11 protein-coding genes are annotated in these 9786 nt (G+C 68.1%); 9 read left to right on the top strand and 2 right to left on the bottom strand.

Annotated elements, in window-relative coordinates; genetic code table 11:
* Positions 1 to 112: 112 nt before the first annotated feature.
* Complete coding sequence (locus PJB24_RS15525) at positions 113 to 739, bottom strand: DedA family protein (protein ID WP_273847512.1); 627 nt, start codon at positions 737 to 739, stop codon at positions 113 to 115.
* Positions 740 to 858: 119 nt separating this feature from the next.
* Here PJB24_RS15525 and PJB24_RS15520 point away from each other — a divergent pair, with 119 nt between their 5' ends.
* Genes PJB24_RS15520 through lepB (PJB24_RS15505) form a run of 4 tightly spaced genes read left to right on the top strand, consistent with a single transcriptional unit; the run spans position 859 to position 4181 of the window.
* Positions 859 to 1482 carry a DedA family protein gene (locus PJB24_RS15520; protein ID WP_273847510.1) on the top strand — a complete coding sequence of 208 codons (624 nt, stop codon included), beginning with the start codon at positions 859 to 861 and terminating at the stop codon, positions 1480 to 1482.
* A 55-nt stretch (positions 1483 to 1537) separates the two neighbouring features.
* Entirely contained in the window at positions 1538 to 2977 is a 1440-nt protein-coding gene (locus PJB24_RS15515; protein WP_273847508.1) for a cation-efflux pump, read from the top strand.
* A gap of 17 nt (positions 2978 to 2994) precedes the next feature.
* Positions 2995 to 3549 carry a signal peptidase I gene (lepB, locus tag PJB24_RS15510; RefSeq protein ID WP_273847506.1) on the top strand — a complete coding sequence of 185 codons (555 nt, stop codon included), beginning with the start codon at positions 2995 to 2997 and terminating at the stop codon, positions 3547 to 3549.
* Between the two features lie 53 nt (positions 3550 to 3602).
* The gene (lepB, locus tag PJB24_RS15505; RefSeq protein WP_273847504.1) at positions 3603 to 4181 is read left to right on the top strand and encodes a signal peptidase I; all 579 of its coding nucleotides are present in this window, start codon (positions 3603 to 3605) and stop codon (positions 4179 to 4181) included.
* On the opposite strand, the gene malQ is transcribed toward lepB (PJB24_RS15505), so the two are convergent.
* Complete coding sequence (gene malQ / locus PJB24_RS15500) at positions 4178 to 5647, bottom strand: 4-alpha-glucanotransferase (RefSeq protein WP_273847502.1); 1470 nt, start codon at positions 5645 to 5647, stop codon at positions 4178 to 4180. The genes lepB (PJB24_RS15505) and malQ overlap by 4 nt on opposite strands.
* Before the next feature lie 128 nt (positions 5648 to 5775).
* On the opposite strand from malQ, the gene PJB24_RS15495 reads away from it, so the two are divergent.
* The 5 genes from PJB24_RS15495 to PJB24_RS15475 all read left to right on the top strand — a co-directional run bounded on the left by PJB24_RS15495 (position 5776) and on the right by PJB24_RS15475 (position 9674).
* A complete protein-coding gene (locus tag PJB24_RS15495; protein ID WP_273847500.1) occupies positions 5776 to 7110 on the top strand; it encodes a hemolysin family protein in 1335 nt (444 codons plus the stop codon).
* Positions 7111 to 7243: 133 nt separating this feature from the next.
* Entirely contained in the window at positions 7244 to 8083 is an 840-nt protein-coding gene (locus tag PJB24_RS15490; RefSeq protein WP_273847497.1) for an amidohydrolase family protein, read from the top strand.
* Complete coding sequence (locus tag PJB24_RS15485; RefSeq protein WP_273847495.1) at positions 8080 to 8385, top strand: hypothetical protein; 306 nt, start codon at positions 8080 to 8082, stop codon at positions 8383 to 8385. The genes PJB24_RS15490 and PJB24_RS15485 overlap by 4 nt, the downstream gene beginning before the upstream one ends.
* A 1-nt stretch (position 8386) precedes the next feature.
* Positions 8387 to 9400: an asparaginase gene (locus PJB24_RS15480; RefSeq protein WP_273847493.1), complete on the top strand. Its 1014-nt coding sequence runs from the start codon at positions 8387 to 8389 to the stop codon at positions 9398 to 9400.
* A 79-nt stretch (positions 9401 to 9479) separates the two neighbouring features.
* Positions 9480 to 9674: a hypothetical protein gene (locus tag PJB24_RS15475; protein ID WP_273847491.1), complete on the top strand. Its 195-nt coding sequence runs from the start codon at positions 9480 to 9482 to the stop codon at positions 9672 to 9674.
* Positions 9675 to 9786: the final 112 nt, after the last annotated feature.

Genomic DNA, 9786 nt, shown 5'->3' with positions numbered 1-9786 from the left:
GGTCGGCGTACGCGCGGGGCGGGTGGGGAGGGCTCGCCGGGATGGTGGAAGGATGCGCGCTTTGCGCTCTCGTCTGCGCCCTCGCGCTGAGGGCGGGCCGTAATGGAGCGGGCTAGGCTCCCCCTTCCTTCTTCTTGCGGTAAAACGTGTAGGCGACCCCGGCGGCGAGGAGCAGGAAGGCTGCGGCAACCACGTAGAGGGTGTAGCGCTCGACGAGCGGCAGCACCCGGTCCAGGTGGTCGCCGAAGAAGTAGCCGACGCTACCCCACACCCCAACCCACAGCGCGGCCCCGGCCATGTTGTAGAGCAGGAAGCTGCGCCACCTCATCCCGGCCGCGCCCGCTATGATCCCGTTGAGCTGCCTCAGCCCCTCGACGAAGCGGGCCACCAGCACCACCTTGCCGCCGTGCCGGTCGAAGAAGCTCTCCGCCTTCTGCAGCCGCTTCTCGGTTATGAAGACGTAGCGGCCGTAGCGGAGCACCAGAGCGCGGCCCCCGAAGTGGCCTATCGCGAAGCCGATGTTGTCGCCGATGACGGCCCCGAGGAAGGCGGCGAGCAGGACCCACCAGACGAACAGGTGTCCGCTGAGCGCGGAGACGGCGGCACCGGCGATCATGAGCGTCTCGCCGGGGGATGGGACGCCGAAGTCTTCGAGCATGACGCCGCCGAAGACCGCGAGGTAGCCGTACCGGTCGAGGTAGGGGGCTATCGGCTGTATGACGTGCGGCAGGTGTTGCATCCTCTCTCCTCGCTCGGGCCTCGGCGGCGGATCTCCGACACCCGCATGATACGTCTTTCGACGCCACCCGGATAACCCCACGGGTGGAAATCTCCGCGCCTCGATGGTAGCTTTCCCGCATGGTCGAAGCCATCCTGCAGCCCCTCGTTCAGTGGGTCACCGGGACGATAGGCGTCTACGGACTGCTCGCGGTCTTCTTGCTGATGATCCTGGAGAGCACAGGCATACCCATCCCTTCCGAGGCGATCTCGCCGTTCGCCGGGTATCTGGTCTTCGCCGGCAAGATGAGCTTCTTCTGGGCGGTGACCGCCGGGGTGGCGGGCAACATGGTCGGCTCCTGGATCGCCTACGCCATCGGCGCGACCGGCGGCCGGGGGCTCTGGCTTCGCTACGGGCGCTTCGTCGGCGTCCGGGCGCACCACCTGGCCACCGCCGAGAAGTGGTTCGAGCGCTACGGGGAGATCGTCGTCTTCGTCGGGCGTATCCTGCCGGTGGTGCGAACGTTCATCTCCTTCCCGGCCGGAGCGGCGAAGATGAACCTCGTCCGGTTCTCCGCCTACACCCTGCTCGGGTGCATCCCGTGGGTCACCGCGCTCACCTACTTCGGCTACTTCCTCGGGCGCAACTGGGAGCGGGTCGGCTCCTACCTGCACTACCTGGACTATCTGGTCGTCCTCGGCGTGGTCCTCGCGGTCGCTTACCTGCTCTGGCGGCGCTTCTCCGCCCGCACCCCGAAGGCCTGAGAAAGCCCCGCAAAAAGCACGATTTTCACCTGTGGGAGAATGTTAAACTCAGGCGATGGGCCGGCAGGAAGACAGAGAGCGGCTGGAGAAGGACCGGGCGACCTTCGTCTCGGTGGGGGCATCCCTCTTCCTCGCGTGCCTGAAGCTCGCGGTGGGGCTCCTCACCGGGAGCCTCGGGCTCCTGGCCGAGGCTGCACACTCCGGGCTCGATTTCGTCTCCTCGCTCATAACCTTCGTATCGGTACGCGTGGCCCGCAGGCCGGCGGACGAGGAGCACCCCTACGGGCACGAGCGGTTCGAGAACCTCTCGGCCGTCATACAGGGGGTGCTGCTTCTGGTGACGGCGGCCTGGATCGCCTATGAGGCGGCGATCCGGCTCCTGCTCGAAGGTAGCCACGTGCGTCCCACCCCGGCGGCGTTCGGGGTGATGCTCTTCGCGATCGCTACCGACCTCTGGCGCTCGCGGATCCTGCTCGGGGTCGCCCGGCGCTACCGCAGCCGGGCGCTCGAGGCCGACGCGCTGAATTTCCGGGCCGACCTGTTGAGCTCCTCCGCCGTCATCGTCGGGCTCACGCTGGTCGCGCTCGGGAGGGCCACCGGGATCGGTATCCTGGCGAACGCCGACGCGCTGGCCGCGCTCGCCGTTGCCGGGATAATCCTCTACAAGGCCACGGAGCTGCTCTTCAGTTCGGTCAACGTGCTGCTCGATCGGGCGCCGAAGGAGATGGAGGAGAGGGTGCGCAGCGCCGCCTCCTCCGTCCCCGGCGTCATCGACGCCCCGTCCGTGCGCCTGCGGGAGTCCGGCAGCCGTACCTTCGCCGACGTGGTGATAACCGTGCCGCGGACGATCAGCGCCCCGGAGGCGCACGAGATCTCCGAGCGTGTCGAGGAGGCGGTGCGCGGCGTCGACCCGCGCGCCGAGAGCGTGGTGCACACCGAGCCGGTCGTCACCGACACCGAGACGCTCGCCGAGGCGATCCACGCGACGGGCCTCGAGATGGGCCTGAGGACCCACCACGAGCGGGTGCAGCGCTCCGGGGAGCATCTGGAGGCTTCGCTGCACCTGGAGGTCTCTCCGGAGCTCACCCTCGGGGAGGCCCACGCGCTCGCCAACAGGCTCGGCCGGGCGGTGCGCGGACGGTACCCGCAGCTGAGCCGGGTGAACACCCACATCGAGGTCGCCGAACCGGAGCCTGCGGGGGAGGCGAAGGAGATCACCTCCGAGCTGCCCCACCTTGCCTCGGAGATAAAGCGGGTGGCGGAAGGGGTGGGGAGGGGAGCAGGCTGCCACGAGGTGCGGCTGTATCGCTCGGAGGACGGTGTGGACGCCGTGCTCCACTGCGATTTCCCCGGTTCGGAGAACGTGGGGGAGGTGCACGCCCAGACCGAACGTATGGAGCAGGCGATACGGGGGCGGTTCCCGGATCTCGAGCACGTCGTCATCCACGCCGAGCCCCGAGACGATCCTCCGACCGGTCGGGATCCCCGGGAGTGATGGTATCCTGAGCCTCCGTGGCGGCGAGAGACCCCTACCGGCGCTTCGAGACCTCGTCCGGACGGAGGATCGGGGCGCCGGGCTTCTCGCTCGTCCTCACCGCGGTTCTGGCTGCTCTCTTCTGGGTGCTCGGACCGCTCGTCGTCGGGGTCTACTGGATCCCGACGGGGAGTATGATCCCGACGCTGCGGCCCGGCGACGAGGTTCTGGCGAACGAGTTCGTCTACCGCTTCGAGCCGCCGAAGCGGGGGCAGATCGTGATCTTCCGAAATCCCGAAGACCCGGGCGGCGCTCCCCTGATCAAACGCATCGTCGGGCTGCCGGGGGACACCATCCAGATAAGACGCGGCGTGCTCTACGTGGATGGCGCTCCCCGGAGGGAGCCCTACGTGAACCGTGGTGAGCCTGCACCCTTCGGCCCCGTCACCGTGCCTCCGGGGAGGGTCTTCGTCCTGGGGGACAACCGCACCGACTCCGAGGACTCCCGCTACTTCGGGGCGGTCCCGGAGAGGGATCTGGAGGGTGAGGTCTTCCTCGTCTTCTGGCCACCAGGGCACTTCGGCTGGCTGTGAGCCCGTAGGGCGCGTGCACGATCGGGGTCGCTGCGGTACGATTGACGGGTTGCATGAGCGATAATCTCTCACACCAGGGCAAGCGGCCGGAGCGTCGCGGCAGGTTCGGCGGGCCGGTCGGCGAGTTTGTCATCATCCTCGTCGTCGCCTTCGTTCTGGTCTTCGGGGTGGTCAGGCCGTTCATCGTCGAGGCGTACCGCATCCCCTCCGCGAGCATGGAGCCGACGTTGATGATCGGCGACAGGGTGCTGGCGAACAAGTTCATCTACCGCTTCGAGCCGCCGAAGCGGGGCCAGATCGTGATCTTCAAGGACCCGAACGGGAGCGGCGAAGACCTCATAAAGCGCGTCGTCGGCGTCGCCGGCGATACGATCCAGATAAAACACGGCGTGCTCTACGTAGACGGGGTCGCGCAGAAAGAGCCTTACATCCACAAGAACCCCTGCGTCCCGGGGAGACCCAGAACCTGCTCCTTCGGTCCGGTCAGGGTGCCGCCCGGCCACTTCTTCGCGATGGGGGACAACCGGGCGAACTCCTTCGACTCGCGCTTCTTCGGGCCGGTACCCGACAGCGACTTGCAGGGCGAGGCCTTCCTCATCTTCTGGCCTCCGGGACAGGTGCGCTGGCTCTAGCGGCCGTAGGTTGCGGCCAGATCGTGCAGCCTCCCGGCGAGCTCCTCCGACAACGCCTCCCGGGACATCCGCCACCGCCAGTTTCCTTCGGGATTACCGGGGTCGTTCATACGGGCCTCGGACCCGAGCGAGAGGAGATCCTGCATCGGGACGATCGCGCGGTCTGCCGGGGAGGCGTAGGCCAGGCGCACGAAGTCCCACACCGAGACGAACTCCCGCCCCAGGTAACGGCGGACGAAGGAGCGCTCGGCGGGGGAGGCATCGTGCCACCAGCCGGCCGTGGTGTCGTTGTCGTGGGTCCCGGTGTAGACGACCCAGTTCCCGGTGTGGTTGTGCGGGAGGTGGGGGTTGGCGGCGTCGGAGGAGAAGGCGAACTGCAGGACCTTCATCCCCGGGAACCCCAGCCCGGCGCGCAGCTCCTCGACCTCTGGTGTGATCTCGCCGAGGTCCTCCGCGATCACGGGCAGCTCCCCGAGCTCCTCCTCGAGCCTCCGGAAGAGCTTCCTCCCCGGGCCGGGCGCCCAGCGGCCGTTCTTCGCCGTCTTCTCGCCCGGCGGGACCTCCCAGCCTGCCTCGAACCCGCGGAAGTGGTCTACGCGCACCGCGTCGTAGAGGGTGAGGGCGCGCTTCATGCGCAAAACCCACCACCGGTAGCCTTCCCGCTCCATCCTTTCCCAGTCGTAGAGCGGGTTGCCCCACAGCTGGCCCGTCTCCGAGAAGTAATCCGGCGGGACCCCGGCGATAGCGGCGGGCTCTCCCCGATCGTCCAGCCGGAAGAGGCGGCGGTCGGCCCAGACGTCGGCCGAATCGTGGGAGACGAAGATGGGGAGGTCCCCGACGATCTGTACGCCTGCTGTGTTCGCCGCGGACCTGACCCGGTCCCAGTCCCTCTGGAAACGGTGCTGGACGAACTGGTGGTAACGTATCTCCTCTGCGAGCTCCCTGCGCGCCCGCTTCAGCGCCTCCGGTCTTCGGTCGCGCAGGGCGGGTTCCCAGCGCGTCCATGGTCTTCCGCCGTGGGCCTCTCTCAGGGCCTCGTAGAGCGCGTGATCCTCGAGCCAGAAGGCGTTCTCCTCCCGAAAGCGCAGGAAGTTGTCATCCGGGCGCCAGCGGGTGAAGGCACGGTACAGGAGCTCTCCGCGAGAAGAGATCAGACGCGGGTAGTCGACCGGGGCGTCTTCCGGCGTCGGCTCCGGTCCCTCCTCCAGCAGTCCTTCTTCCACCAGCCGCCCCATGCTCACGAGCAGGGGGTTGCCGGCGAAAGCCGAAGAGGAGGAATAGGGCGACCCGTCGGGTCCGGTCGGGACGAGCGGGAGGACCTGCCAGAGGCGCTGGTCGGCCCTGCGCAGAAACCGCACGAAGCGCAGCGCCTCCTCCCCCAGCTCCCCGATGCCGGCGTTCCCCGGGAGCGAGGTCGGGTGGAGCAGGATGCCCGCCGCCCTTCTCGAAGAAGATTCGTGTGTCACGCGATGATTCTAGCCGCTCCCGGGGGCGGTGCGCCGCCCGCCTTCCACGGTATAATCACGAAAGAGACGAAGATGTGTGAGCTTTTCAGGGATAATACGGCAGGCCCGAGGTTCAGGGGCCGCTAGAGATGCACGAAGACCCCCTCTTATCCTGGCTCGGCGTACTCGCCGCCATCGTCCTGATCGCCTTCAACGGCTTCTTCGTCATGGCCGAGTTCGCGCTGGTACGGGTACGGGAGAGCCGCATCGCGCAGCTCGAGAAAGAAGGCAGCGCGCGGGCGGCGAGCGTGCACGGCGCGCTCAAGAACCTCGACACCTACCTCTCGGCGGTGCAGGTCGGGATCACGATGGCCTCTCTCGCTCTCGGCTGGATCGGCGAGCCGGCCGTCTCCGCCGTCATCCGCCCCGCGCTCGCGGCGGTCGGGGTGAGCGACGGTGGCCTCATCCGGGTCGTCTCGGTGGTGATCGGCTTCTCGATAATAACCTTCTTCCAGCTCGTCTTCGCCGAGCAGGCCCCCAAGTACTTCTCCATAGAGCGGGCCGAGGGTGCGGCGCTCTGGATCAGCCGTCCGCTGCACCTGTTCGTCGTGATCCTGCGGCCGATGAGCTGGCTGGTCAACGCCGCGACCAACCTGGTCCTGAGGCCGTGGGGCATCCGGCTCGGGGAGGGTTCGGAGGTGCCATCGGAGGAGGAGATCCGCTTCCTCATAGCCTCCTCGGCGCGATCGGGGTACATCGAACCCGAGGAGGGCAACTACCTGGAGAACGTCTTCGACTTCGGGGACATGGTCGTGCGCGAGATTATGGTTCCCCGCCCGGACATCGTCGCCCTGCCCTGCGACCTTCCGCTGGAGGAGCTCGTGGAGCGCGCCGTCTTCGAGCGCTACACCCGCTACCCGGTCTACCGGGGAGACCTGGACCACATCCTCGGGGTCGTGCACATAAAAGACCTCTTCCGGGCGGCGCGGGAGAACCCGGAGGATTTCAGGCTCGAGCCCCTGATCCGGGAGTGTTTCATCGTCCCCGAGAACAAACGCATAGAGGAGATGCTCCGGGAGTTTCAGCGGCGCAAGCTGCAGATGGCGATAGTCGTCGACGAGTGGGGCTCGGTCGAAGGTCTCGTGACCATCGAGGACATAATCGAGGAGATCGTCGGCGAGATCCGGGACGAGTTCGACGCGGGGGAGGCGACCGTCGAGGAGCTCGGACGCGGGGTGTTCGCGGTCGACGGGCGCATCCCGATAAGCGAGGTGAACGAGCGCTTCGGGCTCGAGATCTCCCGCGAGGACTTCGAGACCATCGGCGGCTACGTCCTCGGGGCGCTGGGGCGTCCGCCCCGACCGGGGGACACCGTGGCGGTGGAGGGGGCGACGCTCCGCGTCAAGAGCGTCGACGGACCGCGGGTGGCGATGCTCACCCTCTACCTGCAGGAAGAGGCACTGGAGAAGAGTAATCGTCGGTGAAGCGCACCACGAGGGTGATCGTCGGTGCGCGGATCTGTGGGGGCTTGCCTGCATGATCTCGTCCGGTGCGGGCGACTCTGGTCTGCTCTGCTAACATTTGCTCCGGATCTAGAGAGGAAGTTGGAGGGCAGCGATGGATGCCGCAGAGGGAGAGGCACGCACCACCAGTGTCGAGGCGCTCACGAGCGGGGCGATGGCCCCGGTGTGGGAGCGGGTAAGGAGCTGGGTGCCGCCGGGTACCAGGATCTTCGACTGCCACTCACACATAGGCAACGACGTGGACGGCCACGAGATGAGCGCCGAGGGGCTCATCGAGCAGATGCGAGCCGCCGGCGTCTCGCGCAACATCGTCTTCCCTCTCAACGACCCCAACGCCCGCGACGACTACTCGGGACCGAACGACGTAATCTGGCGGGCCTTCGAGGAGCACCCGGACCTCTTCGTCCCCTTCTTCCGCCTCAACCCCCACCTCGACTACGACGCCGAGTTCGAGCGCTGCGTCGGGCGGGGCTTCAGGGGCCTCAAGCTGCATCCGGTGAGCCAGCGGTTCGAGCTCGACGACGAGCGGGTCGTCAGGCTGCTCGGGATGGCCGCCGAGGCCGGCATCCCGGTCCTCATCCACACCGGCTTCGGGATGGGCAGGATCGTCGAACCGCTCTTGCCGACGCTGGAGGCCCACCCGGAGCTGCGCCTGATCCTGGGCCACTCCGCCATGGTCGAGGTGCTCACCGCCTCCCGCGCCTTCGCCGATAATCCTAACGTCCTCTTCGATACCTCGGTCGTGAGGGCGAAAGACCTCTACGTGCTGCTCTGCTCGGTGGATCCGGACCGCGTCTGCTACGGCTCGGACATCCCCTACGGGGACTTCCCCTCGACCCTGCACGCCACCCTCGCCTCCTGCCGGGCGGCGGGTCTGAGCGAGGAGGAGGTCTCCGGCATCCTCTCCGGGAACATCCGACGGTGGTTCGGATGAGCGGGGGAACGACCGGGGTGAGGGTCGCGCACCTGCTGCGGGTCGGAGGTTACCTGGAGGGGGCGATCGCGGCGCTCTGGATGCCAAACCGCCGCACCGAGTCGCTGCTCGCGATGGCCCGCGCCAGCCTGAACGAAAAGAGCCCCGGCGGGAAGGACGAGCCTTTCCTTGAGGAGGTGCGCGCTCTCTTCGAGGAGGCGGTCTCCTACCGGAAGAAGGAGGATTTCGCGGCGGCGATGGCCCGCCTGCGGGTGGCGCAGGACATGATCTCGCTGCGCATCATCGAGCTCTGTGAGGAGTAAGATGCGGGAGGACGTCCCGCTCGCGACCGTGACCCGAGGGCCTCTCGTCGAGAGCGTCCACCGCGGCAGGTTCGTCTTCTGCGATCCCTCGGGGGAGGTTCTCGAGGCGGTGGGGGATCCGGAAGTCCCCGTCTACCCCCGCTCCTCGGCCAAGCCCTTCCAGGCCCTGCCCCTCCTCGTCTCCGGCGCGGCAGACCGCTTCGGGCTCGGGGAGGAGGAGATCGCCGTCGTCTGCTCCTCGCACAGCGGGGAGGAGGCGCACGTGGAGGCCGTCCGTTCGGTCCTGCGCAAGGCCGGTCTCGGGGAGGAAGACCTCGGCAACGGGGCGCATCCTCCGCTCTACGGGCCCGCCGCCGGGGCGCTCGCCCGGAGCGGGGAGAAGCCGCGCCCCGTGCACGGCAACTGCTCGGGCAAGCACGCCGGGATGCTCGCGCTCTGCGTGCACCGAGGGTGGGATGTCGCAGGCTACAAGGAGCTCGAACACTCGGTGCAGCGCGGGGTGAGGGCCGTGCTCGCGCGGGTCTGCGGGGTCCCGGAGGGGGATCTTTCGCCCGCCCGCGACAACTGCGGGGTGCAGACCTTCGCGCTCCCTCTGCGGGCGCTCGCCACCGGCTTCGCCCGTCTCGCCACCGGCGAGGGACTCTGCGGCGGGATTGCGGAGGCGGCGCGGCAGGTCCGGGAGGCGATGATGCACAATCCCTACCTCGTCGCCGGGACCGGGCGCTTCGACACCGACCTCATGCGGGGGGCTCCGCTCGTCGCCAAGAGCGGGGCCGAGGGCGTCTTCGCCTGCGGGAGCCCCGAGGTAGGTTGGGGCTTCGCTCTGAAGGTCTCCGACGGTGCGAACAGGGCCGTGGGGCCGGCTGCCGCGGCGGCGCTCGCCCGTCGCGGGGTGGGGGTGCCGCCCGGCCTGCTCTCCGCGCCGGTGCACGACCTGCACGGCGGGGTGGTGGGGGAGGTGCGGCCCGCCTTCGGGGATCGAGGGTCCGATTTCGGGCGATCGGGAGCGTGGTAGAGTCAGGGGTGGAAGACCAGGCGGAGGGTCTCGCCTTCTCTCCGCCCGCTGTCTTGATCGGGAGACGGAAGGGGAGAAGATGGCACAAGCCAGGTTCGTTTGTCTGATCTGTCGGCACGTTTTCCCGGAGAGCAGGGCGCGCCTCAGCCCGGTCGAGCCGGAGGAGGATCACCTCGCCTGTCCCAGGTGCGGATCGAGCCAGATAGAGCCCTACCCCTTCGACCCGGACGTGCCGGTGCATAACCCACTGGAGCCCGACGAGGAGGAGGCGTAGGGAAAAGCCTGCCCCGCAGGGAGCGGCGGGAAGCATGGGATCCACCGGGGAGCTCAAGAGGCTCGAAGAGAGGACCGTCGGGCGCCTCGGGGAGGGTGCGGTCTTCGGGGAG

This window comes from Rubrobacter calidifluminis, assembly GCF_028617075.1.
In the GTDB taxonomy this organism is placed as follows: domain Bacteria; phylum Actinomycetota; class Rubrobacteria; order Rubrobacterales; family Rubrobacteraceae; genus Rubrobacter_E; species Rubrobacter_E calidifluminis.
The sequence above is the reverse complement of the archived record's forward strand: the minus strand, read 5'-3'. Positions and strand labels throughout refer to the sequence as shown.

Coding starts and splice junctions, on each gene's coding strand:
- PJB24_RS15525 (WP_273847512.1), bottom strand. CDS start 739: ATGCAACACCTGCCGCACGTCATACAGCCGATAGCCCCCTACCTCGAC.
- PJB24_RS15520 (WP_273847510.1), top strand. CDS start 859: ATGGTCGAAGCCATCCTGCAGCCCCTCGTTCAGTGGGTCACCGGGACG.
- PJB24_RS15515 (WP_273847508.1), top strand. CDS start 1,538: ATGGGCCGGCAGGAAGACAGAGAGCGGCTGGAGAAGGACCGGGCGACC.
- lepB (WP_273847504.1), top strand. CDS start 3,603: ATGAGCGATAATCTCTCACACCAGGGCAAGCGGCCGGAGCGTCGCGGC.
- PJB24_RS15495 (WP_273847500.1), top strand. CDS start 5,776: ATGCACGAAGACCCCCTCTTATCCTGGCTCGGCGTACTCGCCGCCATC.
- PJB24_RS15490 (WP_273847497.1), top strand. CDS start 7,244: ATGGATGCCGCAGAGGGAGAGGCACGCACCACCAGTGTCGAGGCGCTC.
- PJB24_RS15485 (WP_273847495.1), top strand. CDS start 8,080: ATGAGCGGGGGAACGACCGGGGTGAGGGTCGCGCACCTGCTGCGGGTC.
- PJB24_RS15480 (WP_273847493.1), top strand. CDS start 8,387: ATGCGGGAGGACGTCCCGCTCGCGACCGTGACCCGAGGGCCTCTCGTC.
- PJB24_RS15475 (WP_273847491.1), top strand. CDS start 9,480: ATGGCACAAGCCAGGTTCGTTTGTCTGATCTGTCGGCACGTTTTCCCG.